We start from the raw sequence: 24,659 nt of genomic DNA, 5'->3' as shown, positions 1-24,659 counted from the left end.
AAATCAGCGCGCCGACTCGGGCAGCTCGATCTTCACTTCCAACACTTCCAGATCACCTTCGTGCTCGACGGTGACCTTAAGGTCGTTGGGATTGATATTGACGTACTTCGAAATCACCGCCACCAGCTCGCGCTGCAGCTGCGGCAGGTAATCCGGCTTGGCGTTACGGCCATTGCGTTCGTGCGCAAGAATCAGCTGCAGGCGCTCCTTGGCGACATTGGCCGTGGTCTTCTTCTCGCCGAGAAAGAAACTCAGAAATCCCATCGCAGCGACTCCTTATTTGCCGCCGAACAGGCGCTTGAACAGGCTGGGCTTGACGGCCTCGATGAAGCGCATGGGCTTGTCTTCACCCAGGAAGCGGCTGACCACATCCTTGTAGGCCTCCGACACGTCCGTGCCTTGCATATGGATCGCAGGCGAACCTTGGTTCGAGGATTGCAGCACCACTTCCGACTCAGGAATCACACCGATCAGCGGCGTGCGCAGGATCTCGTGAATGTCTTCCAGCGACAGCATATGGCCGCCCTCAACCCGGTTCGGGTTGTAGCGGGTGATCAGCAAATGCTCTTTGATGGGCTCTTTGCCGTCGATGGCGCGCTTGGTCTTGCTATTGAGCATGCCCAGGATGCGGTCTGAGTCGCGCACCGAAGACACCTCGGGGTTGGTGACCACCAAGGCCTCGTCGGCGAAGTGCATGGCCATCAGGGCACCGGTTTCGATGCCGGCCGGCGAGTCGCAGACGATGAAGTCGAAGTCCATGGCCTTGAGCTCTTCGAGCACACGCTCCACGCCCTCGACCGACAAGGCATCCTTGTCGCGCGTTTGCGAGGCGGCCAGGATGAAGAGCTTGTCCAGCTGCTTGTCCTTGATCAGGGCTTGGCTGAGCTTGATCTCGTCGTTGATGACATTGATCAGGTCATAGACCACGCGACGCTCGCAACCCATGATCAGGTCGAGGTTACGCAGGCCGACGTCGAAGTCGATCACACAGGTCTTGTGGCCGCGCAAGGCCAGGCCGGTGGCAAAGCTCGCACTGGTGGTGGTTTTACCCACGCCGCCTTTGCCGGAAGTCACTACGACTATCTTGGTCATCGAATTCAATCCTTTCAAAATCTCTTGGCAGGACCGGTTCAGGGCCGACCCATCTGGTTCAAATCTGCAATCTCAAAACAAGTTCGGCCGGCCTCAGAGCTTGAGCGGCTCCATCACCAATTTCTCGCCTTCCAGCCGAATCTGCGCAGCCTTGCCCAAGACGGTGTCGGGCAAGGGGTTTTCGGTGGTGCGATAGGTGCCGGCGATGGCGATCAACTCCGCTTCCATGCTCATGGCGAAAATGCGTGCCTCGGTATTGCCCTTGGCGCCGGCAATGGCCTTGCCGCGCAGCGGTGCGTAAACGTGGATGCTGCCATCGGCAATCACCTCGGCGCCGTGGTTAACCAGGGCCAGCACCACCAGATCACCGCCCTTGGCATAGACCTGCTGGCCGCTGCGCAAGGGCTTGTCGATGATCAGGGTCTTGGCGCTGCTGCCTTCAGCCGGCACGGGCACTTCGACGATGACCTCACGAACAACTTCGCGCACCACTTCTCGAATTTGAACCGGAGCATCGTCGGCGCGGGGGCGTGAGGCTTGCACCTCGTCAGCGGGCGCCTCGGCCAAACCCAGGCTCAGGGCCTGAGCCAGCTCATCCGGACGTGCGCCCATGATGGCCACCGGCTGCAGGCGGTACTGGCGCAGCAAGGCCAGCAAGGCCGCCACGTCGAGCAAAGCGGCCGCATCGGCATCAGCGGGCAATTGGCTGAAGTCCAGCAAGAGCGGGTCTTGGCTGAACAGCTCGGGCGTATCGCCCCATTTGCTGGCCAGGGCGGTGCTCAGTTCGGCCAAGTCGGCGGACTTCAGCACCAGCGCAAGCAAACTCAGGCTGGCGCTCTTCAACTCGAAACATTCAGCGTTTCTGGAACCCGTCCGAGCCGCCGCTCCTCCCGTCTGTGCCATCTGTGCCTGAGTCATCGAGTTATTGTGTAAATCGTGTGATTTTAGCTGGACGAATGTGGCAATCCCTCAGGCATTGCCCGCAGGATTCACCTGAGCCCTGCCCAAATTTGAGGCAAGCCAGCAAAGTCTCAAGCCCATCAAGCACTTAGCGGAACTACCGCCAAGCCACCCACAAAGATATCCACAGCGGATGGGGATAGCCCCGGGCTTTTCGAGTGACTCGCCCCAAAAAAATCGATCATTTCTGTGTTAGCGCGCTTGACTTATCCCCATTTTTGGCCTGAGTCAAGCCTTTCCAAGCACCAGCCGGGCAAGTCCCTAGCCCTCTCGGCCAGCGACGCTAAGTTGTTGATTCATATTGAATGCCATCGACTGCTTCGAAATGAGGCAAGCTAAGCTGATGCACGCTGGGACAAGGGTTTGGCGGCCGCTCAGGGGCCTTGTCCACAAAGTTATCCACAGGAGCAGTGGATAGTCTTGCTGTGCTATAAAAATCAGTCACTTAGCTGTCATGTTTGAAGTATTTCTGAGCTTCCTTCGCTAAGTCGCCTAGCGTGATTCCGGGACGCTGAATGGCCTGTTTGATCGCCCGTCTTGGCGACTAAGGCCTCGCTGCGGTTACATTGAAGGCAAACCCGCGCATCGCGGACCTCTTGCAGGAGCACGGCATTGGCCACACCCAACTACTCATACGAAAAACGCCAACGCGAGCTGGCCAAGAAACGCAAGACCGAAGAAAAGCGCATGCGCAAGGCCAACAAGCCTGAAGGCGAAGCCGATGCGCCGGCCGATGGCAGCGAGCCGGCCGAAGGGGCAGAGCCCGCAGCCAGCAACGAAACACCTGGCAGCGCCGCCTAAGCGGACACAGCGGACTCAGCGGACTCAGCGGGCCGCACTGCGGCCCGAAACTCAGCATCGAGCGCCAGCCCAAGTCCTCAGCGACAGGGCTGCGCCTAGCGAGGCTTAGAGCCCCGAGGCGCCTCTGCGGACTGTGGCCCTAAAATGGTGGACTTCCCGGCGTTGCCCGGGGCAAAAAAAGCCATCATGACCCGCAAGCTCTTCGTCACCACCGCCCTTCCCTACGCCAACGCCAACTTCCACATTGGCCACATCATGGAATACACCCAGGCCGATGTCTGGGTGCGCTTCCAGCGCATGATGGGTCAGGAGGTGCACTTTGTTTGCGCCGACGACGCGCACGGCGCGCCCATCATGATTGCGGCCGAAAAGGCCGGCAAAACGCCGCAGCAATTCGTGGCCGACATCGCCTCGGGCCGCAAGCCCTATCTCGACGGCTTCCACATCAGCTTTGACAACTGGCACTCCACCGACGGCGCGGAGAACCATGAGTTGTCCAAAGACGTCTACCGCGCCCTGCGCCGCCAGGAACTGATCGATGTGAAAGCGATCGAGCAATTCTTCGACCCCGAGAAGTCGATGTTCCTGCCGGACCGCTTCATCAAGGGCGAATGCCCCAAGTGCGGCGCCAAGGATCAGTACGGCGATTCCTGCGAAGTCTGCGGCGCCGTCTACGCGCCGACCGAAGTCAAGAACCCCTACTCGGTGCTGACCGGCGCCACGCCCATCCTCAAGAGTTCGGAGCACTACTTCTTCAAGCTCAGCGATCCGCGCTGCATCGCCTTCCTCGAAGAATGGACGCAATCGCCGGGCCGGCTGCAGCCCGAGGTTTTCAACAAGATCAAGGAATGGTTCACCAAGGACGAAGAGGGCAAGGGCGGCCTGGGCGACTGGGACATCAGCCGCGACGCGCCTTACTTCGGCATCGAGATCCCCGACGCGCCGGGCAAGTATTTCTACGTTTGGCTGGACGCACCGATTGGCTATCTGGCCTCGCTGAAGAACTATTTCGGCAAGATCGGCCGCGACTTTGACGCCTTCCTGGCCGACCCCGAGGTGGAGCAGATCCACTTCATTGGCAAAGACATCACCTATTTCCACACCTTGTTCTGGCCCGCCATGCTGCACTTCAGCGGCCGCAAGACGCCTGACCACGTGTTCGTGCACGGCTTCATGACCGTCAACAACGGCGAAAAGATGAGCAAGAGCCGCGGCACCGGCTTGGACCCGATGAAGTACCTCAGCCTGGGCCTGAACGCCGAGTGCCTGCGCTACTACATCGCCGCCAAGCTCAACGGCCGGGTCGAGGACATCGACTTCAACCCGGAAGACTTTGTCGCCCGCATCAATAGCGACCTGGTTGGCAAGTACATCAACATCGCGTCGCGCGCCGCCGGCTTCCTGAGTAAGCGTTTCGGCGGCCATTTGTCCGGCGATGTGGGCGTCGAAGGCCGCACCTTGCTGGACGGTCTGCGCGCCGATGCCGCAACAATTGCCGAGCTGTACGAAGAGCGCGAATTCGGCAAAGCCTTGCGCGAGACCATGCTGCTGGCCGACCGCGTCAACGAGTATGTGGATCAGAACAAGCCCTGGGAATTGGCCAAACAAGAAGGCAAGGACGCCGTGCTGCAAGACGTTTGCAGCGTCTGCATCGAAGCCTTCCGCCTGCTGACGATCTACCTCAAGCCGGTGCTGCCCGCGCTGGCCGCCAAGGTGGAAGCCTTTTTGCGCGTCGAGCCCCTGCAATTCAGCGATGCCGCCCGCGCACTCGGCGCCCATCAGATCGGCACCTATGAGCATTTGATGCAGCGCGTCGACATCAAGGTGGTCGAGGCCTTATTCGAAGCACCGCCTGCGCCGAAAGTGATTCCCGGCGGCGAAGACACCGCGCCCGAGATCAAGATCGATGACTTCAGCAAGGTCGATCTGCGCATTGCCAAGATCGTCAAGGCCGAGCATGTGGAAGGCTCCGACAAATTGCTGCGCCTGACCCTGGACGCCGGCGAAGGCCGCCTGCGCAATGTGTTCAGCGGAATCAAGAGCGCCTATCAGCCCGAACAGCTCGAAGGCAAGCTGACGGTGATGGTGGCCAATCTGGCGCCACGCAAGATGAAATTCGGCATCAGCGAAGGCATGGTGCTGGCCGCCAGCCACGCGGACGAGAAAGCCAACCCCGGCATCTTCGTGCTGGAGCCCTTCCCCGGTGCGCAGCCGGGCATGCGGGTGCGCTAAGCCTCTTCTCTGCTAACGCGCAAGCCTGTCGCAAGCTTGCCTCGCCAGACTCGGGCCGTCCTAGCGACGGCCCGAATTGTTTGCGCCCTCGTCAGGCGCACAATGGCTCAGACATGTTTGACAAGCTGCACCGCTTCCACCCGCGCTCACTCGACCTGCTCAAGGACTATTCCCGGGCGCGCTTTGTCGCTGACCTGGGCGCCGGCTTCACCGTCGGTGTAGTGGCGCTCCCGCTGGCCCTGGCCTTTGCCATTGCCTCCGGCGTGAAGCCCGAACAAGGCGTGTTCACGGCCATCATCGCGGGCTTTTTGATCTCGGCACTGGGCGGCTCCAGTGTGCAGATCGGCGGGCCGGCGGGCGCCTTCATCGTCATCATTTACGGCATTCAGCAGCGCTACGGCCTGGGCAATCTGCTCATCGCCACCATCCTGGCCGGCGGCCTGCTGCTGGCGATGGGGGCTTTGAAGCTGGGCGTACTGGTGCGCTACATCCCGGTCAGCATCGTCATCGGCTTCACCAATGGCATTGCCATCCTGATCGGCCTGTCGCAGCTCAAAGACTTTCTGGGCCTGCAAATCGACAAGATGCCGGCCGACTTTTTCAGCCAGCTGGCCGTGCTGAGCGAGCACTGGCGTGAGGTGCAGCCCTGGGCGCCGCTGGTCGGTAGCGCCTGTGTCTTGATCGTCGTGCTCTGGCCCAAAACCTATGCCATGGACCGCGCGGCACAAGGCTTCAAGCCCAAACTGCGGCGCTGGATGTCGCAACTGCCCGGCACGGTGATTGCCCTGGCTGCGGCCACCGCCGCGACCTACTTGCTGCATCTGCCGCTGGACACCATCGGCAGCCGCTTCGGCGGTATTCCGCAGGGTTTGCCCAGCTTCGCCCTGCCGGACTTCAGCTGGAGCAGCGCGCAGATGCTGCTCATCCCAACCATCACCATCGCCTTGCTGGGGGCGATCGAATCGCTCTTGTGCGCCCGGGTGGCCGACAAGCTCACTGAGCTGAAGCGTCACGATCCCAACCAAGAGTTGATGGCCCAAGGCATCGCCAATATCGTTACGCCCTTTTTCGGCGGCATTCCGGCCACCGGCACCATTGCCCGCACCGTCACCAATGTACGGGCTGGCGCCAACAGCCCAGTGGCGGGCATGGTGCACGCGCTGTGCTTGCTGATCATCATCCTGGTGGCGGCACCGCTGGCGGCGCATATTCCGCTGGCGGCGCTGGCCGGCATTTTGCTGGTCGTGGCCTGGAATATGGGAGACTGGCATGAGTTCGCACGCCTGCGCCATTTCAGCCTGCCCTACCGGACGATTCTGCTGGGCACCTTTGTGCTGACCGTGGTGTTCGACCTGACCGTGGCGGTGGAAGTGGGTCTGGTGCTGGCCTGCGTGTTTTTCATCTACCGCATGAGCACCTTGTTCAAGGTCGAGCCGATGGAGCTGCCCTATGTGGCGCCCGCCATCACCCGAAGCAGCAAGGTCTATCAGCTCTATGGCTCACTCTTCTTTGGCGCCGTGGGTAAGGTTGAAAACTTGGCCTCGGTGCTGGGCGTCCAGCACCACACCTTGGTGCTGGACGCGCAAATGCTGATCTCCATGGACAGCTCGGGCCTGGACGCCTTGCAGCAGTTGCAAAGCACGCTGGAGCGGCAAGGCCAAAAGCTCATCTTATGCGGGCTCAACGAGCAGCCCGCCAGCTTGATCCAGCGCGGCGGCCTGGCCGAAGCGCTGGGCGCCAAAGGCATCTACCCCGATCTGTCGGACTGGCTGCTGAGCCAGATGCAGATCACGACGCCAAAGCCCCTGTAAAATCCACGTTTTTCCCTCACACACTCATCAAAATGCCATTGTTCTGGAAAGCCTACAAGTCCGAAGCCAGCACCTTCATCGATGAGCTGAAGGCCAAGCGCCCGACCCTGGAGCAAGAACAACGCGCCGGCCGTGCCCTGCTGTGGGACAAGAACGTGGATCGCGCCGCCCAGGCCGATTACCGCGCCGCCCGCGTTGAGCAGCAGCCCTACGTCTACCAGACCAAATCCAATTAAGCAGCGCTGCCACGCCGGCTTGTGAGCCAGAACACCGAGCTCAGCCTGCCGCCACTGCCCGAGGCGGATGATGCGCAGGCGCTGCCTTCGGCTGCCGCGCTGATGCCGGAGGTGGTGGACAACGTCGCCGTGGCGCGGCTCTACGGCGAGCCGCTGTTCCAGATGCCGCTGGACCTCTACATCCCACCGGATGCGCTGGAGGTTTTTCTCGAAGCCTTTCAAGGCCCGCTGGACCTGCTGCTCTATCTGATTCGGCGGCAGAACTTCAATATTCTCGACATCCCGCTGGCGGATGTGACCCGGCAATACCTCAGCTATGTGGACCAGCTGCGCAAGCACAATCTGGAGCTGGCCAGCGAATATTTGCTGATGGCGGCGATGCTGATCGAGATCAAATCTCGCATGCTCTTGCCGCCCAAGAAAACCGATGACGGCAGCGAGCCCGAGGATCCCCGCGCCGAGCTGGTGCGGCGCTTGTTGGAGTACGAACAAATCAAGCTGGCAGCCGCCAAACTCGACGCCCTGCCCGTTGTTGGCCGCGATTTTCTGCGCGCCCAGGTGCATATCGAGCAGTCGCTGGAAGTGCGATTCCCCGACGTCGAAGCGGTCGATCTGCGCGACGCCTGGCTGGACATCCTGCGCCGCGCCCGGCTGGTTCAACACCACCGCATCAGCCGCGAACATTTGTCGGTGCGCGAGCACATGAGCATCGTGCTGCGCCGCCTGCAGGGCAAGCGCTTTGTCGAGTTTGAGAACTTGTTCGATGTCTCACGCGGCCAGGCCGTGCTGGTGGTGACCTTCATCGCCATGCTGGAGCTGGCCCGCGAGCGCCTGCTCGAGGTCACCCAGGCCGAGGCCTTTGCGCCGATCTATGTGCGCCTGACTTATCAGCCCAGTTGACTGGAACCTGGCCGGCCAAGCCCGAACAATGCCGCTTCGCTAGGCCGCTGAAGCCGATCACACCGAGCAGACCGAGCCCTCAGGGCTGCAATCCGCTCAAGGCTGCCCGTTGCGCCAAGTCGAGAAATGCGCATCGGGCTGCTTTTGCACCAGCTGCCCCACCGCCAGCACGGCCTGCGTGCGCGAACCCACGCCCAAGGCCTTGAGCACGGCGGCCACATGGTCCTTGATGGTTTCGACCGACACGCCCAGTTCGCGGGCGATGATTTTGTTGGGCTTGCCTTGCAGCAACAAGGCCAAGACATCGGTTTGGCGCGGCGTCAGCGACAGGCTTTCCAGCCCGGTGGCGCCCTGGAAGTTGGAGGCCATGGCCTCTTGCTGAATCTGCTGCAGGCGGCTGTGCTGGTTCTGCGCCGCCGATGGCGCGCAACTGGCGGCGGGCGGCGCGGCGTCCGCGCCCAAACTCATGGGCGGAACATAAATGCCGCCGGCCATCACCAGCTTGAGCGCTTGCGACAACAACTCGGTGCTATTGCGCTTGGGCACAAAACCCATCGCGCCCTGGTCGATGGAGCGGATCACATCGCTGGATCGGTCGGAGGCGGAAATCACCACCACTGGCAAGGCCGGATAGTTTTCGCGGAACTCGTCCAGCACATCGAAGCCGCTGGCGTCACCGAGTTGCAAGTCAAGCAAGACCAGATTGAAGTCATCGCTGGCCTGCAGCGCGGCGCGCGCAGCCGCCGCGCTGTCGGCGCCCACCACATGAACATTGCTGCCCAAACCTTCAATCACCGTTTTCAAGGCCGACAAAATCAACGGATGATCATCGATCAGCAATACCTTCATCTGCCCACTCCCCACGTCCACGCCTCGATCTTCATTTGGGGGCGAATGATAGGTCAGGGGCTGGCCCTTGGGCATACCCCCTATGGGTGGGTTGCGTCGCAGCGCCGATGCTGCCTATTCGAGCCGACTATTCGAACTGGCGGGTCAGCGATTCGGCCACGCAGACGGGCTTGTCTGATCCTTCGCGCTCCACGCTCACCTCAATGCTGATCTGGGCGCCACCGCCGGACAGGGGCTCGCAGCTCTTGAGCGTGAAGCGGCCGCGCAGCCGGCTGCCCACCGGCACAGGCGCGGGGAAGCGCGCCCGCCCCAGGCCATAGTTCAAACCCATGCGCACCGAGCGGATGCGGAAGGCGGTTTCAAAGAATCGCGGGATCAGGCTGAGGGTCAAAAAGCCATGCGCAATCGTGCAGCCGAAGGGGCCGGCCGCAGCGCGCACCGGGTCGGTATGGATCCACTGCTGATCATCGGTGGCATCGGCGAACTGCTGGATGCGCGCTTGATCGATCAAGATCCACTCGCTGACGCCAATCTCTTGCCCTTGCAGGGCGGCCACTTCGGCCAGGTTTGCAAACTCACGCATCGCGATGCTCCAACCAAGTCAACACAGGCTGCCATTGCTGCAGGTCACGCTCGACCCGACTGGGCGCCACATCCCACAGCGTCAGGCCACGGGCCGCCAGCTGCACATAGTTTTGGGTATCGCGCAAGAAACCCAGAAAAGGCAGCTTCAACTCCGGCACGAACTGCTGCAACTGCTCCAGCGACAAAGTGCCATCCTTGGCGCGCATGCCAAGCAAAGCGATGTCGGGGGGCTGCTTTTTGTGCGCCAGCTCGCCCAGCAAATCCTGCAAATGCTGAACGAAGTCGAAGGTGGCTTGAATATCAAACAGGCTCGGCTGCATTGGGATCAGGATCTTGTCCGCCAGCTTGTACAGCGCCTTGAGCCGCTTGCCCCCCAGACCGGCCGGGGTGTCGATCACCACATGACTGACGCCCTTGGGCGGCTTGACGGTCAGTTCGCCATCAAAGTCCCACCCCTGAATGGCCGGCAGCTGTGGCGGACGCAGGCTGAGCCAGCGGCGCGAGGACTGCTGCTTGTCCGCGTCCCCCAACATCACCTGGTGGCCGCGCCAAGCCAGCGCCCCCGCCACATTGGTGGACAGCGTGCTTTTGCCGACACCACCCTTGGGGTTCGCAATGAGGATCACGGGCATATTGACTTCCTTGATTTGAGGCGGCGCACCGGGCTCTGGCGGCAAGCAGACTGGGTGCTCGACGCGCCAGCGACTGGCGCTCACTTTCCGAGGCTTCAATCTGTGACGAATGAATCCTCGTGCGGATTGGCTGCGCGCAATGGTAGCGCCAGAATTTTTCGGGCGAACTGCGGTTAGGCTGTGCGCCATGAGCCCTGTTTCCATCCTTTTAGCCCACCCGGACCTGGCCCAGTCGCGCGTCACGCGCGCCCTGGCGCAGGCCGTTAAGGCCGCTGCCAGCCCCTTGCTGGATTTGCGCGACCTCTACCGCCTCTATCCCGATTACGCCATCGACCTCGCGCAAGAGCGCCACATGCTGGCGCAAAGCCAGATGGTGGTGCTGCTGCATCCCTTTCACTGGTACGGCATGCCCGCCTTGCTCAAGCTCTGGGTCGACGAGGTGCTGAAGTTCGGCTGGGCCTACGGGCCTGGCGGTGAGGCGCTGCGCGGCAAGACGCTTTGGCTGGTCAGCTCCACCGGTGGCCAGGCCGAGTCCTACAGCGCAGATGGCCATCACGGCCACGCCATCGACGCCTTCTTGCTGCCCTACCAACAAATTGCCCGCCTGTGCGGCATGCAATACCGGCCGCCGCTGCTGCTGCACGGCGCGCATCGCGTTGACGAGGCCGAGCTGCACCAACATGCCCTGGGCTTTGTGCAGGCCTTGCTGAATTTTTCCAATCCATCGGCCGCCCAGCCGCCCAGCCTTCCGGAGATCGAGTTGGATGCTCGCCCTGCCCTGTTCAGCCCCCTGGCACAGCCAGGCAGCCGCCGATGATCACGCATTCTTGGCTTGACCTGCCGCTGGTCTTTCTTGCCGCAGCCGTGCTGGCCGTGCCCTTGGCGCGCTGGCTGCGCTTAGGCGCCATCCTGGGCTATCTGGTCGCTGGGGTGCTGATCGGGCCCGCGGTGCTGGGTCTGGTGAGTGCGCCGGAGACGATCCTCGAAGTGGCCGAGTTCGGCGTCGTCTTGATGATGTTTCTGGTCGGGCTGGAGCTAGAGCCCACGCGCTTGTGGGCGCTGCGCCGGCCCATCTTCGGCTGGGGCACGCTGCAGCTGCTGGGTTGCACGGCGCTGCTGTTTGGCCTGGCGCTGCTGCTGGGCCAGCCTTGGCGCTTGAGTCTGGTGGTGAGCTTGGGGCTGGCCATGTCGTCCACCGCAGTGGCCATGGCCGTGCTGGCCGAGCGCAATGTGGGCCGCACCACGGCGGGTGAAGCCATTCTCAGCGTCGCCCTGCTGCAAGACATTGCCGCCATTCCCATCCTGGCCTTGGTGCCGATTCTGGCCGCCAGCGGCGCCAGCGATAGCGGCCACGGTGGCTGGCAGGCGCTCAAGGCCGTCGCGGTGGTGCTGAGCATCATCTTCGGCGGGCGTTTGCTGCTGCGCCCCGCGCTGCGCTGGATCGCCCGCAGCCGCACACCCGAGATCTTTACCGCCGCCGCCCTGCTGCTGGTGCTTGGGACGGCGGCCTTGATGCATGCCGTGGGCCTGTCGATGGCGCTGGGGGCTTTTCTGGCCGGCGTGCTGCTGGCCGACAGCGAATACCGGCGCGAGCTGGAAACCGATCTGGAGCCCTTCAAAGGCCTGCTGCTGGGCCTCTTCTTCATCGCCGTGGGCATGGGGCTGGACTTGCGCGTGTTGGTCACCCAGCCGGGACTGGTGCTGGCCTTGCTGACGGCCTTGCTGCTGCTCAAATCCTTGCTGCTGGCGGGCATGGCGGCATGGATGAAGATTCCGCTACTGGAGCGGCCCTTGTTCGTGATCTTGCTGGCCCAGGGTGGTGAGTTCGGCTTCGTGGTGTTTCAGCTGGCGCAGAGTTCGGGGCTGATCGATGCCTCCCAGAACTCGGCCCTGGTGGCGGCGGTGGCCTTGTCACTCGCCTGCACGCCACTGCTCTTGCTGCTGGCTGACCGCCTGCTGCTGCCCCGCTTGCTGAGCCGCGCCCAACCGAACCAAGCCGAGCAAGAGCCACCCAAACCCACGCCCATCATCATCGCGGGCTTTGGCCGCTACGGGCAGATCGTCGGCCGCCTGCTCTACGCCAATGGCTTCGAAGCCACCGTGCTGGACCAGGACGCCGAGATGATCGAGCTGATGCGCGAATTCGGCTGGCGGGTGTTTTTCGGCGATGCCACCCGACTTGATCTGCTACGAACAGCGGGCGCAGCCGAGGCCAAGATTTTGGTCTTGGCGGTGGACGATGTGGCCCAAAGCATCGCCATTGCCGAGTTGGCGCACAGCCATTTCCCGCAGCTCAAAGTGGTGGCCCGGGCTCGCAATGTGCAGCACTACTTCCGTCTGCGCGAGTTGGGCGTGACGCTGATCGAGCGTGAGACTTTCGACGCCGCTTTGATGAGCGGCCGCAGCGCGCTGGAATTGCTGGGCCTGCAGCCGCATGCGGCGCGCAAGCTGGCCTGGCGCTTCCGACAGCTCAACCTCGATCAGTTAGAAAAGTCAGTACCCATTGCCAAGGACCGGGCGGCCTTGATTGCCGTTGCCAAACAGGGGCGCGAGCAGCTGGAGCAGCTCTTCGCCGAGGAAAGAGCGGCGGGGCGCAGGCCGGGCTCGGATCAGCTGCCCCAGGATTGGACCTGAAACTCAGTCAGCGCATGGCGCCGTCAAAGGCAATGACGGCGCGGGATCAATCCCGCCCGGTTGACCTCCGCACGATGGAAAAGCACGCAAAGAATGGCCTTGCCTTTCAACTTGGCGCCGGGGCCCGCAGACACGCCGCGCGCCTGCGGCGACAATAGCGCCCTATGTTTGCCCCGTCCCAACTCGAAGTCCGTCGTTTTTTCTGTGCCACCTATCGCAAGCTGCGCGCTGGCGCGCCGCTGATTCCCATGGAGGTGATTGCCGCCGACTGGATCAGCGAGCATCCCGAGTACCACGCCGAGCTTGCCGATGAAGAGGCTGCTTTGGCGGCGGTCTACAGCGTAGAAGAAGGCCGCACCAACCCCTTCTTGCACTTGTCCATGCATCTGACGATCACCGAGCAGCATGCCATCGATCAGCCGCACGGCATCCGCCAGGCGGTGGATTTACTGGCCTCGCGCCGCAACTCACTGCATGAGGCCCACCATGCGGCCATGGACTGCCTGGGCGAAATGATCTGGGCCTCGCAGCGCAGCGGCCTGCCACCCGATGGTCACGCCTACCTGGACTGCGTCAGTCGCAAAGCAACCAGCTGAAGCTCAGCCGCGCAGCGGCAAGTCATCGCTAAGTGGGCTTTTCAGCCAAACGCGCAAGGCTTAAACCTCAGACTGAAGTCCCCACAGGCAATAAAAAAGGCCACGCATGCGTGGCCTTTTTCTGCTGCCCACAGGGGCTTGGAAAGTCGAAGTTCAGGCCTGGATCGATCCGCCCAGCGTCTTGCGCTCGTTCTTGCCCATGGCCGAATACAGGCCTGTGGCCTCACCGGGCATCAGCACATCGATGGCGCGGTCCAGCGCAGCGGTTGCCCGTGCCAGCGACTCACGCTGGGCGGCGACCCGACCACCGGCTTGCACCAGGCGGTTACGCAGATGGGGCGGTACGCTGCCACTGCGGGCGGCTTCACTGAATGAGCTAATGGCCAGAGCCAGTGCTTGATGCAGCTTGGCGGCGTTTTGCTCAATGGCTTGGGTGTCGCGGCGCAGCAGGGCCTCGCCCAGCAGGTTCAAGCAGGACTCAACCTCCATCAAAGGCTGCTCCAACTGCTCACTCAGAGCGGCGTTGTTCGTGTCAGTAGGCGGCAAAACTTGCATGACTATCCCCGCCATCAGGCGTTGAGAAGCGTTCAGTCCGCGCCTTGTTTGAGGAGGCGCGCGGAAGTCGTCTGTCTATCCCTCGCTGGCGGTCTGTGCGTCAAGCGCAGACCGTCAGGCTCAATGAGATGACATGCGACCCATCAATTCCTGTGCATTGGCAATCAACTTGTCGGCCACCGCCTCGGCGTTGACCGTGAACTTGCCGTCGGTAATGGCTTGCGAGATCCGGCCGACCTTGGCGGTGTCAAAGCTGCCATCGTCCGCCACGCCTTGCAAGAGCTTGGTGGCCGTGCTCGACAGCTGAATGGTGGCGCTGGCCTGTGGTGCTTTGCCTGCCGGCGCGCTGCTGCCGGAGGCCGGCGCACGCGCTGGCTGGCCGGCGGCGGAGGATTTCTTCTCCGTGCCAACCGCAGTCGCGGCGATGTCAGGGCTGTTAGCGATCTTCATGATGTTCTCCATAGGTCTGAGCGAACCCAAACCTCGACTACGTTGTCCGGGGTATCGACAGGGGACATGAAACCTTTAGAACTTTCGACAACAAATTTGGGCGAATAGCGACCTGCGGATGCTTTCACAACAGCACCTCAACGCGTCGTTCTGCAATGGCGCGGCCGGTCACAACCCGGCCGTTCTCAAACTTGATCTTGACGTTCTGGCCCTCCAGACCGACACCCAGCGCCTGACCCTCGCCAGCTACAGAATAACCCGGCCCCGAGGCCAGCACCGTCACCCTATCACCGGCGGCAAAGACCTGCCGCTGTTTCAACACATTGTTACGCACTGCCTCGCCTGCGGCCAAAGGTCGCAGCAAGGCCCGTCCCACCAGCGCTGCGCCGTCGGTGAAAACGGCGCCAGGCTCGGCAGCTATATCTATTTCGGCCGTTGCCAGCTGAGCTTGAGTCAGCACCACCCCGGAAGCCAGGGGGTCGGCGGCCACAATGGCGCGGGCGTAAACCTTGATCCGCACCGGCAAACTCACATTCCAACGTGATGGCCCCTCCACACAGCGCAGGCCGATACGGGTAGCGCCCCACATTTGCAAGCCGGCGGGCAGATAGGGCTGAACCTGCGCGCATGGCGCCAAGCGCAAACGCGGATCCAACTTGCCCACTTCCACCTCCACCCGTGCCTGGGCGGGCAAACCAGCCGCAACGCCTTGGGTGGCGATCTGCTGCACACGCTGCAATACATCGCTGCCCAGGCCAGCCCCCGCTTGCGCGGCCGCAGCCGTCGCAATCAAGGCGAACAAGCCCCCGAGCGCCAAGTGGCGGGCGGTGCTTGTGGACTGAGGGCGAATTTGGAACATGGCTGAACTTTAGGCCTGAGACCGTGCCGACCTTGGGCCGAAATGCACAGCAAAGGCGCTGCTTATCCCGCTAATGTTTTGCTGCGTCGCCAAACACAATCCGGTCACATCGTCATATGCCCTCTTTGCGCACCGGACTCTCATAGCCCGGCCCCAGCAAGAAGGTCGACGCGAAGGATGACCATCATGTTGAATCGATTGACCGATAGCTTGAACTTCCAGACCCAGGCCCTGACCCTGCGGTCGGAACGCCAGCGCATGCTGGCCAGCAATATCGCCAATGCCGACACGCCCGGCTACCAGGCCCGCGACATGAATTTCGCCAAAGCCTTGCGTGACGCCACCGCTGGCGCGCAAGGCCCCGGCAGCCTTGCCAACACGCAATCGGGCCATATCGCGTCAGCCACCGGCACCCGCAGCGATTCCGAAATGCTCTATTCCACCGCCGCCCAGACCAATCTGGACAGCAACTCGGTCGACATGGACCGCGAGCGCGCCAACTTCGCCGACAACGCCGTCAAGTACGAGGCCACCCTGCGCTTCATCAACGGCACAGTGCGCACCACGCTCGACTCGATGAAGTCGCCAAACGCCGCTTAAGCGGCTTTAGCGGTTTTAGCGGCCTGGCAACTAGGAGCAGCCCCACATGTCCATGTTTCAAATCTTCAATGTCTCTGGCAGCGCAGTCAGCGCGCAGAGTCAGCGCCTCAATGTGGTGGCCAGCAATCTGGCCAACGCTGACACGGTGGCCGGGCCCGACGGACAAGCCTACAAGGCCCGCCAAGTGGTGTTCCAGACGGCCCTGGTCGGTGCCGGCAATGACATGGGCGCAGCCGGCGTGCGGGTCAGCAATATCAGCGAGGACCAGACCCCCGGCCGCAAGGTGCATGACCCCAAGCATCCGCAAGCCGATGCCGAGGGCTATGTGACGTATAGCAATGTCAACACGGTCGAGGAAATGGTCAACATGATCTCGGCCTCGCGCTCCTATCAAAACAATATTGAAGTCATGAGCACGGCCAAAAACCTGCTGCTCAAGACCCTGCAGCTCGGACAATAACGAGCGCTAGCCTGACCCAACCGGAGTGTCTTCCATGGACTTCAGCACCCTCAACACCACCACCAAGGCCGCAGGCAGCAGCGCCAACACCGTGGCCAGCGCCACCAGCCCCAAAAGTGTGCAGGACACGCAGGATCGCTTCCTCAAGCTGCTGGTCGCGCAGATGCAGAACCAGGATCCGATGAACCCCATGGACAACGCCCAGGTGACCAGCCAGATGGCGCAGATCCAGACGGTCAGCGGCATCAGCACCCTGGACAACACCGTCAAGTCGCTTGGCAATCAGTTCAACCAGATGCAGGCGCTGCAAAGTGTGTCGCTGGTGGGCCGCTCGGTCAGCTTCGAAGGCAATCAACTCAATATCAGCGGCGGCAAAGGCATTGGCAGCTATCAGCTGCAATCCCCCGCCACGGCGGTCAAGTTGGAAGTGCTCAATAGCGCCGGTGTCGTGATCGACACCCAGCAACTCGGCGCCCAGGGCACGGCCAAACAAGACATCAGCTGGGCGGCCGACAAGGTTGACCCGAATGGCAAATACACCTTCCGCATCACCGCCACCAAGGGCACGGCCACGGTGGGCAGCACGACTTACGCAGAAGACAAGGTGATGGCCGTCAACACCAGCGGCACGAGCCTCAAGCTGGAATTGCAAAGGCTGGGCCTGGTCGACTACAGCAGCGTCAAATCAATTGACTGACTGAGTTTTCACAAAATCCTCTCACCGGACGAAACATCATGAGCTTCCAACAAGGCCTCTCTGGTCTCAACGCCTCCAGCAAGAACTTGGACGTGATTGGCAACAACATCGCCAACTCCGCCACCTACGGCGCCAAATCGTCGCGGGCCGAGTTCCAAGACGTCTACGCCGGCGCCCTGAACGGTGCGGGGGCCAACTTGGTGGGCATCGGCACCTCTCTGGCAACCGTGGCCCAGCAATTCACCCAGGGCAATATCACAACCACCGAAAGCCCGATGGACCTGGCCATCAATGGCGGCGGCTTCTTCCAGCTCAGCGACGGCCTCAACCCGGTGGAGTACAGCCGCAACGGCCAGTTCAAGGTCAGCCGCGATGGCTATATCGTCAACAACAACAATCTCAAACTGCTGGGCTATCCGGCCGATGGATCCGGCATCGTTCAACCTGGCTTGGCCCAGCCGCTGAAGCTCCCCACTTCGGGCATCGCGCCTAAGACCACTTCAGAGATCACCACCGAGTTCAACCTCGACTCGCGAGCCAAGGTCACCGCACCCGATGGCGGCGGCATCGACATGAAGAGCCCGAAGACCTATAACAACGCCACCTCGCTGACGGCCTATGACGCCAAGGGCCAGGACGTGGCGGTGACCCTGTATTTCCAAAAGGGCCCCACCGACCCCACCGATGGCAGCACCACCTGGAACGTCTTCGCCACCGCCAATGGCACGCCGTTCGAAACCGACTCGGAAGGCGCCGCAATTGCCCTGGATGACAGCGGCAACCCGACCACGCCCTACACCACGATCACCTTCCCGGCCAACGGCGGCTCGCCGATTGCGCCGACGACCAAGATCAATATGGACATCCCCCCCGGCAAGAATGCGCAAGGGGCCGACACCTTGGGCATCGCCGGCGTGAAATTCGACATGCTGGGCGCCACCGAAAACGGTTCCGGCTTCGCCGTCACCAACCTGACTCAGAACGGCTATGCGCCGGGTCAACTGGCCGGCATCTTGATTGAGAACAGCGGCATCGTGATGGCACGCTACTCCAACGGCCAATCCAAACCCGCCGGCCAAGTGGAGTTGGCCTCCTTCCGCAATCCGCAAGGTTTGCAGCCCATGGGCGGCAACGTCTGGGCCCGCACCTTTGCCTCGGGTGAGGCCGTGGTCGGCGTGCCGGGTGACGGCAATATGGGCAAGCTGCAATCCGGCGCGCTGGAAGAAAGCAATGTCGACCTGACGGCCGAGCTGGTGAATATGGTGACCGCGCAACGCGCCTACCAAGCCAACGCGCAGACCGTCAAGACGCAAGACCAGGTGCTGCAGACCATCGTCAACCTGCGTTGATGAAGTTCGCCTGAGCAGGAGCCGCCATGGACCGCATGATTTACCTCTCGATGGCAGGCGCCAAGGCCTCCATGCAGCGGCAAGACACGCTGGCCAACAATCTGGCCAATGTGTCCACCAACGGCTTTCGGGCCGAGTTGCAGGCCTTCCGTGCCGTGCCGGTGCAAGGCAGCGGCGCCAGCACCCGCGCCTACGCGCTGGAAACTACCACCGGCTACAACCCGGAGCCGGGCGCCATCATGGGCACCGGGCGCAACCTCGATGTGGCGATGAAGGACAAGGCCTGGCTGGCCGTGCAAAGCCTGGACGGCACCGAAGCCTATACCCGGGCCGGCGCCCTGGATGTCAATTCAGAAGGCCTGCTGGTGATGCGCAATGGCCTGCCGGTGGTGGGCGACGGCGGCCCCATCAGCATCCCCCCCGACACCACGGTGGCGATCGGCAGTGACGGAACCATCACCGCCAAGACCGACACGGGCAAGCCGACCACGGTCGGCAAGCTCAAGCTGGTCAGCTCCGAGGCGCCGCTAACGCGCGGGCCCGACGGCCTGTTCCGCGCCGCCGACGGCGACTTGCCCGCCGACGAAACCGCCCGCGTGCAAGACGGCGCCCTGGAAGGCTCCAACGTCAGCCCGGTCGAAACCATGGTCAGCATGATTGCCGCGGCACGCCAGTTCGAGCAGCAGATGAAGCTGTTGCAAATCGCCCAGACCCAGGGCCAGCAATCCGCCAAGCTGCTCGGCACCACTTAAAGGACACCCACCATGATCCGCTCACTCTGGATTGCCAAGACCGGCATGGAGGCTCAGCAGACCCAGCTGGACACCATCTCGAACAACCTCGCCAACGTCGCCACCAACGGCTTCAAGCGCTCGCATGCGGTGTTCGAGGATTTGATCTATCAAAACCTGCGCCAAAGCGGCGCCAACACCACCGAGCAAACGCAACTGCCCACCGGCCTGCAGCTCGGCCTGGGTGTGCGCCCCGTGGCTACCTCGCGCATCTACAGCCAGGGCAATCTGCAGCAGACCACCAACAATCTGGACCTGGCGATCAAGGGCAATGGCTTCTTCCAGATTCAGCAGCCCGACGGCACCACGGCCTATACCCGCGATGGTTCCTTCCAGCTCGACGCCAACGGCCAGATGGTCACCAATAACGGCTACACGCTGCTGCCGGGCGTCACCATTCCCAATAACGCGCTGAGCGTGTCGATTGGCAATGACGGCACCGTCAGCATCACCGTGCCGGGCACGCCGAACCCGCAAACGGTCGGGCAGATTCAGTTGGCCAATTTCGTCAATCCGGCCGGCCTGGACCCCAAGGGCCAGAACCTGTTCACCGAGACCGCCTCCTCCGGCACGCCCAGCACCGGCGCGCCCAATGCCAACGGCTTGGGCGCCTTGCAGCAGGGCTATGTGGAAACCTCCAACGTCAATGTGGTGGAGGAATTGGTGGCCATGATCCAGACCCAGCGTGCTTACGAGTTGAACTCCAAAGCCGTGCAGACCTCGGATCAGATGCTGCAAAAACTCGCGCAAATTTGAGCCAAGCCATGAATAGCCTGTCCAAACTCAGCCTGGCCTTGCTGGCCGCATCCCTGAGCGCCTGCGGCACCATCTACCCCGAGCCCCGCGTGGAGCTGCAGCACATGCCGGTGGTCAATCTGCCGCCCTTGCCGGTGGCCGCGCCCAGCAATGGCTCGATCTATCAGGCGGTGAGCTACCGGCCGCTGTTTGAAGACCACCGCGCCCGCCTGGTCGGCGACACCTTGACGGTGCAGATCGTCGAAAAAATCAGCGCCAGCCAAAGCTCCACCAGCGCCATCGACAAGACGGGCAGCATCGCAGGCAATGTGACGGCCATCCCCTTTGTCAGCCCGGGCGCCTTCGCCCGCGCCTCCGCCGCCGGCACCTCGGCCACCAAGTCCGCGGGCAAGGGCAGCAATGAAAACACCAACGATTTTTCCGGCAGCATCACGGCTATCGTGACCGCCGTGCTGCCCAACGGGCACTTGATGATCTCCGGCGAGAAGCAGATTGGCGTCAACCATAACGTCGATGTTTTGCGGTTTTCCGGCCAGGTTGATCCGCGCGCCATCGTGCAAGGCAATACCGTGCCCTCGGCGTCTATCGCCAATGTGCGCATTGAGCAGCGCGGCCGCGGCGCCACGTCGGACGCGCACGGAATAGGCTGGTTGTCGCGCTTCTTTTTAAACCTTTCACCGACTTAAGTTTGCGCAGAATCGGTCGTAGGAGTCCCTCACTTCACGACCATCATGCAAACCACCACATCACGTCTTTTCGGGGTCTTGGCCCTGAGCCTCAGCCTGCTGGGCTGGAGCCCAGCCGCCAGCGCCGCCCGCATCAAGGAAGTGGCGGCCGTGCAAGGCGTGCGCAGCAACTCCCTGACCGGCTACGGCTTGGTTGTGGGCCTTGACGGCACCGGCGACCAAACCACCCAAGCGCCCTATACCGGCCAGAGCTTGACCGCCATGCTGCAGCAGTTTGGCGTCATCCTGCCGCCGGGCGTGACCATGCAGCCCAAGAACGTGGCCGCCGTGATGGTCACCGCCTCCCTGCCCGCCTTCGCCCAGCCTGGCCAGCAGCTGGACATCAACGTATCCTCCGTCGGCAACTCCAAGAGCTTGCGCGGCGGCACCCTGGTGACCACACCTCTGCGCGGCGCCGATGGCCAGGTTTACGCCATGGCCCAGGGCAATCTGATCGTTGGCGGCGCAGGCGCCTCGGCCGGCGGCTCCAAAGTGCAGATCAATCACCTCTCGGCCGGGCGCATCCCGGCCGGTGCGACGGTGGAGCGCTCGGTGGCGACCCCGCTGCAAAACGGCGAATACATCCAGCTCGACCTCAACGCGGCCGACTACAACACCGCCCGCGCCGTGGCCCGTGCCATCAACAAAGCCAAAGGGCCAGGTCTTGCCCAAGCCGTAGACGGCCGCGTGGTGCGCGTGCGTGCACCCATCAATCCGGATGAGCGGGTCAACTTCCTGGCTGATCTGGAAGTCTTGCCGCTGGAACTCAGCGAGCCCGCCGCGCGCATCGTCATCAACGCCCGCACCGGCTCGGTGGTGATGAACCAGGCCGTGACCCTGGCCGCCTGCGCGGTGGCGCACGGCAGCCTCTCGGTCACCATCAGTTCAACCCCGGTGGTCAGCCAGCCCAATGCGCTGTCTGGCGGGCAAACGGTGGTGAGCGAGAAGACCGATATCTCCATCAAACAAGAACCCGGCTCGCTGATTCAGCTGCCTGCCGGGGTCAAGCTGGCCGAAGTGGTGAAGGCGCTCAACTCCTTGGGCGCTACACCGCAGGATCTGCTGGCAATCCTGCAAGCGATGAAGAGCGCCGGCGCGCTGAACGCCGAGCTTGAGGTAATTTGACATGGCTCTCTCGGCAAGCAATCTGGCCGGCAGCCTGGGCAGCAGCACCGGCACCGACACCCGCAGCATCGAAGCCCTGCGCTCGGCCGCCGCGCGCGACCCCAAGAACAGCATCCGCGAAACGGCCAAGCAGTTCGAGTCGCTCTTCATGCAAGAGGTGATGAAAAGCATGCGCGCCTCCACCATGGCGACGGGCATGCTGGACAACCCCGGCACGCAGATGGGCACCGAGATGCTGGACACCCAGTTCGCCGGCAAGCTGACCGGCCTGCCCGGCGGCCTCTCGGACGCGATTGCACGCCAGCTGCAGCGCCAGATGGGTGTCAGCGACAAGGCCGACGCCGCCAAGACTTTGCAACCCTTGCCCGCCATGGCCAAGAAGGGCATCGCCCCGCATGTGCAGAGCTTTATCCAGCAGCACGATGGTGCGGCCAAAGCAGCCGAGGCCAGCACCGGCATCCCAGCCAGCTTCATGCTGGCCCAGGCGGCCCATGAGTCGGGCTGGGGCAAGCGCGAAATCAAGGGTGTGGACGGCAGCAACTCCTTCAACGTCTTCGGCATCAAGGCCACGCCGGGCTGGACCGGCAAGGTCGCCGAGGTTCAAACCACCGAATACATCGACGGCAAGGCACAAAAAGTAACGGCCAAGTTCCGCGCCTACGGCAGCTATGACGAAGCCTTCAAAGACTACGCCAAGCTGATCGGCAGCAACGACCGCTACCGCAATGTGGTGGCCCAAGCCCAGGGCGGCAGCGCCGAGGGCTTTGCCCGTGGCTTGCAAAAGGCCGGCTACGCCACCGACCCCGAGTACGCCAGCAAGCTGGCCAAGGTCATCAACACCACGGTGCGCGTGCAGCGCGCCCTGGCCTGATCGATAACAAGGACACAGCCATATGGGCGCACTTCTGGGCATAGGCATACGCGCGATGTTCGCCAACCAGGCGGCCTTGCAGGCCGTCGGGCAGAACATTGCCAACGCCAACACGCCCGGCTACTCACGCCAGTCGGTGGTGTTGACGACTCCCGAGGGCCAGTTCACCGGTTCAGGCTATTTCGGCAAGGGTGTGTCGGTGCTGACGGTGGAGCGTTCGCACAATGAATTCCTGACCAAGGAGGCGGCCAGCAGCAAGGCAACGGCCTTCATGGATCAAACTCGCGCCGCCTCTTTGGGCCAGCTGGAAAAGCTGTTTCCGCCAGGCGAGAGCGGCATCGGCTACGCGGCCGGCCAGTTTCTCAATGCCATGGTGGATGTGGCGAGTCGCCCTTCCGACCCCTCCTCGCGCCAGGTGGTGCTGGGTCGTGCGACAGAACTCGCCTCGCGCTTTTCTGCCGCCGGCCAGCAATTGGTGGATTTGCAAGCGGGTGTGGTCAGTGACTTGAAGGCCAATGTGGCCGTGGTCAACCAGATCACCAAGCAGATTGCCGTAGCCAATGACCAAGTGGCACGCGCCAATGGCAACGGCCACGCACCTAACGACTTGCTCGATCAGCGCGATCAGTTGATCTCGCAACTCAGCCAATACATTCAAGTCACCACCCTGCCCGCCTCCGACGGCACCGTGGGTGTCTTCATGGGCGGCGGCCAGCGCTTGGTGCTGGGCGCCAACTCGCAAGAGCTCAAGATCACGCCCGACCCCTACGACGGCAAGCGCGCCCAGGTCAGCATCGATGAGTCCAACGGACCTCGCGCGCTTGATGCCAGCGTGCTGACCGGCGGCTCCATCTCGGCCTTGGTGCAGTACCAAGACATTGATCTGCAGGACGCTCGCAATCTGCTGGGACAGATGGCCGCCGCCATGGCCACACGGGTCAACGACCAGCAGGCCTTAGGTCTGGACCTGTCCACTACCCCAAGCAAGGGTGGCCCCATCTTCGGCATCGGCAGCCCCCGCAGCCTGCCGGCAGCCACCAATGCACGCAATGCCGACGGCAGCTTCGCCGCGAGCGTCAAGCTGAGTATCACGGACGCCAGCCAGTTGCAGGCCAGCTCCTACAAACTGAGCGTGGATCCCGCTGGCACGGGCGCCTTGCAACTGGTGCGCCTGAGCGACGGGCTGACTCGCACCGTTGCCAACGGTGATACGGTGGACGGCTTCAAGATCGACCTGGCCGACGCCGCCCCCGGCGCGGGTGACTCCTTCTTGCTTGAGCCGGTGGCCCAAGCCGCTGTGGATATGAAACGGGTGCTGGACCGAACCACCGGCATTGCCGCAGCCTCACCGCTGACCGCCAGCGCCAGCGTCAATAACAAGGGCACGGCCACGGTGGACTCGATGTACGCCGTCAACAGCAAGGTCGACCCGAGCAAGGCGCCGATGTCCATCGCCTTCGGCACACCCGCCGCAGGCAGCAGCCAGGTGCCATACACCCTGACCCTGAACGATGGCAGCGTCTACACCGGCGATTGGACCTCCGGCCAGCCCATCGGCAACCAGCCGGGTGCCACCCCGCCCATCGACCTGGGCTTTGAGCTCAAGCTCAACGGCGTGCCCAAGGCCGGCGACACCATCACGCTGGACGCCACCAAGTTCACTACCGCCAACAACGGCAATGCCAAGGCCTTCCTGAACATCCAGACGGAAACTTTTGTCGGCCGACGCACCCTGCCCGATGGCAGCATTGCCCTGGGCAGCACCATCAACGATGCCTACTCCTCAGCCATGAGTGAGATCGGCTCGCGGGTGCAGGGCAGCAATTATTTGGCCACCGTGTCCACCTCGGTGGCCGCCAATGCCGAGGCCACCCGGGCCGGCCAGGCCGGCGTCAATCTCGATGAGGAAGCCTCGCGGCTGATGCAGTTCCAGCAAGGCTACCAAGCCGCAGCCAAGGTCTTGCAGGCCGCGCAAACCATTTTTGACGAGCTGCTCAAGCTGGCTTCGCGTTGATGGCGATGAATAGCTTCAAAGCCACTCACAACGCTCAGGCCACGCCGTTTCACTCAGGCTGTTCGTCACGCAATCCCTA

The 24,659-nt window shown here is 62.6% G+C and carries 27 protein-coding genes; 18 read left to right on the top strand and 9 right to left on the bottom strand.

What is annotated here, in order from left to right:
* Window positions 1-3 precede the first annotated feature (3 nt).
* From minE to minC, 3 genes are all read right to left on the bottom strand, one after another.
* On the bottom strand, window positions 4-264 hold the full coding sequence (gene minE / locus AT984_RS04835; RefSeq protein ID WP_058719125.1) for a cell division topological specificity factor MinE: 261 nt from the start codon (window positions 262-264) through the stop codon (window positions 4-6).
* A gap of 12 nt (window positions 265-276) precedes the next feature.
* Window positions 277-1,092, bottom strand: a complete 816-nt coding sequence (gene minD / locus AT984_RS04830; protein WP_058719124.1) for a septum site-determining protein MinD — start codon at window positions 1,090-1,092, stop codon at window positions 277-279.
* Window positions 1,093-1,185: 93 nt separating this feature from the next.
* The gene (minC, locus tag AT984_RS04825; RefSeq protein ID WP_335338584.1) at window positions 1,186-1,935 is read right to left on the bottom strand and encodes a septum site-determining protein MinC; all 750 of its coding nucleotides are present in this window, start codon (window positions 1,933-1,935) and stop codon (window positions 1,186-1,188) included.
* A 729-nt stretch (window positions 1,936-2,664) separates the two neighbouring features.
* Between minC and AT984_RS04820 the strand changes: the two genes are divergently transcribed.
* From AT984_RS04820 to AT984_RS04800, 5 genes are all read left to right on the top strand, one after another.
* Entirely contained in the window at window positions 2,665-2,853 is a 189-nt protein-coding gene (locus AT984_RS04820) for a hypothetical protein (protein ID WP_058719122.1), read from the top strand.
* A 186-nt stretch (window positions 2,854-3,039) separates the two neighbouring features.
* Window positions 3,040-5,085, top strand: a complete 2,046-nt coding sequence (gene metG, locus AT984_RS04815; protein ID WP_058722093.1) for a methionine--tRNA ligase — start codon at window positions 3,040-3,042, stop codon at window positions 5,083-5,085.
* Between the two features lie 113 nt (window positions 5,086-5,198).
* Window positions 5,199-6,896: a SulP family inorganic anion transporter gene (locus AT984_RS04810; RefSeq protein ID WP_058719121.1), complete on the top strand. Its 1,698-nt coding sequence runs from the start codon at window positions 5,199-5,201 to the stop codon at window positions 6,894-6,896.
* 32 nt (window positions 6,897-6,928) lie between these two features.
* Window positions 6,929-7,132: a DUF3460 family protein gene (locus AT984_RS04805; RefSeq protein WP_058719120.1), complete on the top strand. Its 204-nt coding sequence runs from the start codon at window positions 6,929-6,931 to the stop codon at window positions 7,130-7,132.
* 102 nt (window positions 7,133-7,234) lie between these two features.
* Entirely contained in the window at window positions 7,235-8,032 is a 798-nt protein-coding gene (locus AT984_RS04800; RefSeq protein WP_082680294.1) for a segregation and condensation protein A, read from the top strand.
* A 96-nt stretch (window positions 8,033-8,128) separates the two neighbouring features.
* On the opposite strand, the gene AT984_RS04795 is transcribed toward AT984_RS04800, so the two are convergent.
* The 3 genes from AT984_RS04795 to AT984_RS04785 all read right to left on the bottom strand — a co-directional run bounded on the left by AT984_RS04795 (window position 8,129) and on the right by AT984_RS04785 (window position 10,098).
* Entirely contained in the window at window positions 8,129-8,881 is a 753-nt protein-coding gene (locus AT984_RS04795; protein ID WP_058719119.1) for a response regulator, read from the bottom strand.
* A 127-nt stretch (window positions 8,882-9,008) separates the two neighbouring features.
* The gene (locus AT984_RS04790; RefSeq protein ID WP_058719118.1) at window positions 9,009-9,464 is read right to left on the bottom strand and encodes a MaoC family dehydratase; all 456 of its coding nucleotides are present in this window, start codon (window positions 9,462-9,464) and stop codon (window positions 9,009-9,011) included.
* Window positions 9,457-10,098: a ParA family protein gene (locus AT984_RS04785; protein WP_058722091.1), complete on the bottom strand. Its 642-nt coding sequence runs from the start codon at window positions 10,096-10,098 to the stop codon at window positions 9,457-9,459. The genes AT984_RS04790 and AT984_RS04785 overlap by 8 nt, the downstream gene beginning before the upstream one ends.
* Window positions 10,099-10,285: 187 nt before the next feature.
* Between AT984_RS04785 and kefF the strand changes: the two genes are divergently transcribed.
* From kefF to AT984_RS04770, 3 genes are all read left to right on the top strand, one after another.
* Window positions 10,286-10,915: a glutathione-regulated potassium-efflux system oxidoreductase KefF gene (kefF, locus tag AT984_RS04780; RefSeq protein ID WP_058719117.1), complete on the top strand. Its 630-nt coding sequence runs from the start codon at window positions 10,286-10,288 to the stop codon at window positions 10,913-10,915.
* Window positions 10,912-12,732: a glutathione-regulated potassium-efflux system protein KefC gene (gene kefC, locus AT984_RS04775; RefSeq protein WP_082679791.1), complete on the top strand. Its 1,821-nt coding sequence runs from the start codon at window positions 10,912-10,914 to the stop codon at window positions 12,730-12,732. The genes kefF and kefC overlap by 4 nt, the downstream gene beginning before the upstream one ends.
* A gap of 164 nt (window positions 12,733-12,896) precedes the next feature.
* Window positions 12,897-13,328 (top strand): DUF1841 family protein, encoded by a 432-nt coding sequence (locus tag AT984_RS04770; RefSeq protein ID WP_058719116.1) that lies wholly within the window; start codon window positions 12,897-12,899, stop codon window positions 13,326-13,328.
* 153 nt (window positions 13,329-13,481) lie between these two features.
* Here AT984_RS04770 and AT984_RS04765 read toward each other — a convergent pair whose 3' ends face one another.
* The 3 genes from AT984_RS04765 to flgA form a co-directional block, all read right to left on the bottom strand.
* Window positions 13,482-13,883 (bottom strand): hypothetical protein, encoded by a 402-nt coding sequence (locus tag AT984_RS04765; RefSeq protein ID WP_058719115.1) that lies wholly within the window; start codon window positions 13,881-13,883, stop codon window positions 13,482-13,484.
* A 120-nt stretch (window positions 13,884-14,003) separates the two neighbouring features.
* Window positions 14,004-14,333, bottom strand: a complete 330-nt coding sequence (gene flgM / locus AT984_RS04760; protein ID WP_082680293.1) for a flagellar biosynthesis anti-sigma factor FlgM — start codon at window positions 14,331-14,333, stop codon at window positions 14,004-14,006.
* A 124-nt stretch (window positions 14,334-14,457) separates the two neighbouring features.
* Entirely contained in the window at window positions 14,458-15,192 is a 735-nt protein-coding gene (gene flgA / locus AT984_RS04755) for a flagellar basal body P-ring formation chaperone FlgA (RefSeq protein WP_058719113.1), read from the bottom strand.
* Between the two features lie 186 nt (window positions 15,193-15,378).
* Here flgA and flgB point away from each other — a divergent pair, with 186 nt between their 5' ends.
* From flgB to flgK, 10 genes are read left to right on the top strand one after another with little or no spacing between them, the layout of a single operon-like run.
* The gene (gene flgB / locus AT984_RS04750) at window positions 15,379-15,792 is read left to right on the top strand and encodes a flagellar basal body rod protein FlgB (RefSeq protein ID WP_058722089.1); all 414 of its coding nucleotides are present in this window, start codon (window positions 15,379-15,381) and stop codon (window positions 15,790-15,792) included.
* Between the two features lie 46 nt (window positions 15,793-15,838).
* Entirely contained in the window at window positions 15,839-16,252 is a 414-nt protein-coding gene (gene flgC, locus AT984_RS04745; RefSeq protein WP_058719112.1) for a flagellar basal body rod protein FlgC, read from the top strand.
* Window positions 16,253-16,286: 34 nt separating this feature from the next.
* The gene (locus AT984_RS04740) at window positions 16,287-16,949 is read left to right on the top strand and encodes a flagellar hook assembly protein FlgD (RefSeq protein WP_058719111.1); all 663 of its coding nucleotides are present in this window, start codon (window positions 16,287-16,289) and stop codon (window positions 16,947-16,949) included.
* Window positions 16,950-16,987: 38 nt separating this feature from the next.
* The gene (flgE, locus tag AT984_RS04735) at window positions 16,988-18,298 is read left to right on the top strand and encodes a flagellar hook protein FlgE (RefSeq protein WP_058719110.1); all 1,311 of its coding nucleotides are present in this window, start codon (window positions 16,988-16,990) and stop codon (window positions 18,296-18,298) included.
* Window positions 18,299-18,324: 26 nt separating this feature from the next.
* On the top strand, window positions 18,325-19,050 hold the full coding sequence (gene flgF / locus AT984_RS04730) for a flagellar basal-body rod protein FlgF (RefSeq protein ID WP_058719109.1): 726 nt from the start codon (window positions 18,325-18,327) through the stop codon (window positions 19,048-19,050).
* Window positions 19,051-19,062: 12 nt separating this feature from the next.
* Entirely contained in the window at window positions 19,063-19,845 is a 783-nt protein-coding gene (gene flgG / locus AT984_RS04725) for a flagellar basal-body rod protein FlgG (protein ID WP_058719108.1), read from the top strand.
* A gap of 8 nt (window positions 19,846-19,853) precedes the next feature.
* Window positions 19,854-20,531 (top strand): flagellar basal body L-ring protein FlgH, encoded by a 678-nt coding sequence (locus AT984_RS04720; RefSeq protein ID WP_058719107.1) that lies wholly within the window; start codon window positions 19,854-19,856, stop codon window positions 20,529-20,531.
* 45 nt (window positions 20,532-20,576) lie between these two features.
* Complete coding sequence (locus AT984_RS04715) at window positions 20,577-21,695, top strand: flagellar basal body P-ring protein FlgI (protein WP_058719106.1); 1,119 nt, start codon at window positions 20,577-20,579, stop codon at window positions 21,693-21,695.
* 1 nt (window position 21,696) lies between these two features.
* The gene (gene flgJ / locus AT984_RS04710; protein ID WP_058719105.1) at window positions 21,697-22,566 is read left to right on the top strand and encodes a flagellar assembly peptidoglycan hydrolase FlgJ; all 870 of its coding nucleotides are present in this window, start codon (window positions 21,697-21,699) and stop codon (window positions 22,564-22,566) included.
* A 22-nt stretch (window positions 22,567-22,588) separates the two neighbouring features.
* Window positions 22,589-24,580 (top strand): flagellar hook-associated protein FlgK, encoded by a 1,992-nt coding sequence (flgK, locus tag AT984_RS04705; protein WP_058719104.1) that lies wholly within the window; start codon window positions 22,589-22,591, stop codon window positions 24,578-24,580.
* Window positions 24,581-24,659 lie beyond the last annotated feature (79 nt).

This window comes from Paucibacter sp. KCTC 42545 (assembly GCF_001477625.1).
Classification (GTDB): Bacteria; Pseudomonadota; Gammaproteobacteria; order Burkholderiales; family Burkholderiaceae_C; genus Paucibacter_A.
Note: the sequence above shows the minus strand (reverse complement) of the source record. Positions and strands in the feature narration are given on the sequence as shown.